General features: G+C 76.1%; 1 protein-coding gene and 1 pseudogene. One reads left to right on the forward strand and one right to left on the reverse strand.

Annotated elements, in window-relative coordinates:
- A pseudogene (locus tag ACFUEL_RS39770) lies at positions 1–199 on the forward strand (hypothetical protein); the annotation flags it as partial.
- Between the two features lie 149 nt (positions 200–348).
- Here ACFUEL_RS39770 and ACFUEL_RS39775 read toward each other — a convergent pair.
- Positions 349–1,289, reverse strand: a 941-nt coding sequence (locus ACFUEL_RS39775) for a LacI family DNA-binding transcriptional regulator (RefSeq protein ID WP_380243111.1), incomplete at its 5' end; no start/stop codon positions are given.

Below are 1,289 nucleotides of genomic sequence, written 5' to 3' on the forward strand. Positions count from 1 at the left end.
GCCGCGGCCGCTGTGCGTGCCGCGCCTGCGGGAGGCCGCCGAGCGCTTCGCCCCGGGGCGGGAGCGTCCGGCGTTGGAGCTGCTGGAGCTGGCGCGGCGCCGGTACCCGGATTTCGAGGCCGCGGTGGAGGCGCTCTGCCCGCCCCACCCGGGCGACGCCGAGCGGGCCGGGCAGCAGCAGCTGCCGCCGGAGTCCTGACCGGACGTCACCACCACCACCGCCACCGCCCAGCCGGGCCACCGTCCAGCTGTCCAGCCGGGCCACCGCCCGACCGTCCAGCCCTCCAGCCGGACCGCCGCTCAGGCGGACCGCCGCTCAGGCAGACCGCCGCTCAGGCAGACCGCCGCTCAGGCGGACTGCCGCTCGATCAGGGTCGGTTCGAACAGCACGGTGGTGGCGGCGCGGCCGGGCCGGGCGAGGTGGTCGAGCAGGACGCGGGTCATCTCGGCGGCCATCTCCTCGACCGGCTGGCGGACGGTGGTGAGGTGCGGCCGTCCGGCCGTCGCGGCGGAGGAGTCGTCGAAGCCGATCACCGCGATGTCCTCGGGGACGCGGCGCCGGTGGTCGGCGAGGACGGCCAGCGCGCCCTGGGCCATCAGGTCGTTGGCGGCGAAGACGCCGTCCAGGTCGGGGTAGCGGCGCAGCAGCGAGGCCATCGCGCGTTCGCCGTCCTCGCGGGTGAAGTCGCCTTCGACGTGCGGGAGTTGGTGGATCCCGTGGTCGGCCATGGCTTCCCGGAAGCCGGAGAGGCGGTCGCGGGCGGCGCGGACGCCGAGCGGGCCGGAGATGGCGGCGACGTGTCGGCGGCCGCGGGCGGTGAGGTGGTCGGCGGCGATCCGGCCGCCCTCGCGGTTGTCGAGGTCGACGCAGGAGAGCGAGAGCGGCGTCGGGGGGCGGCCGAACAGGACGGTGGGGATGCCGGCGGCGAGCAGCTGGGCGGGGAGCGGGTCGCGGCTGTGGGTGGAGACGACCATGGCGCCGTCGGCGTTGCCCTGCCGGAGGTAGGTGAGTGCCTTGTCGCGGGCTTCGGCGCTGTCGGCGAGCATCAGGACGGGGTGCAGGTCGAGCGGGCGCAGGCCGGTGAAGACGCCGCTGACGACGCGTCCGAAGAACGGGTCGGCGAAGATCTCGCCGCCGACGTGGTGGTCGGGGGTCTCGGGGGCGTCGCTGCCGGAGATGACCAGGGCGAGGGCTCCGGTGCGCCGGGTGACCAGGGAGCGGGCGGCGCTGTTGGGGACGTAGCCGGTGCGGGCGATGGCCTGGCGGACGGCTTCCTGGATGGCGGGGT

This window comes from Kitasatospora sp. NPDC057198 (assembly GCF_042670125.1).
Lineage (GTDB): Bacteria > Actinomycetota > Actinomycetes > Streptomycetales > Streptomycetaceae > Kitasatospora.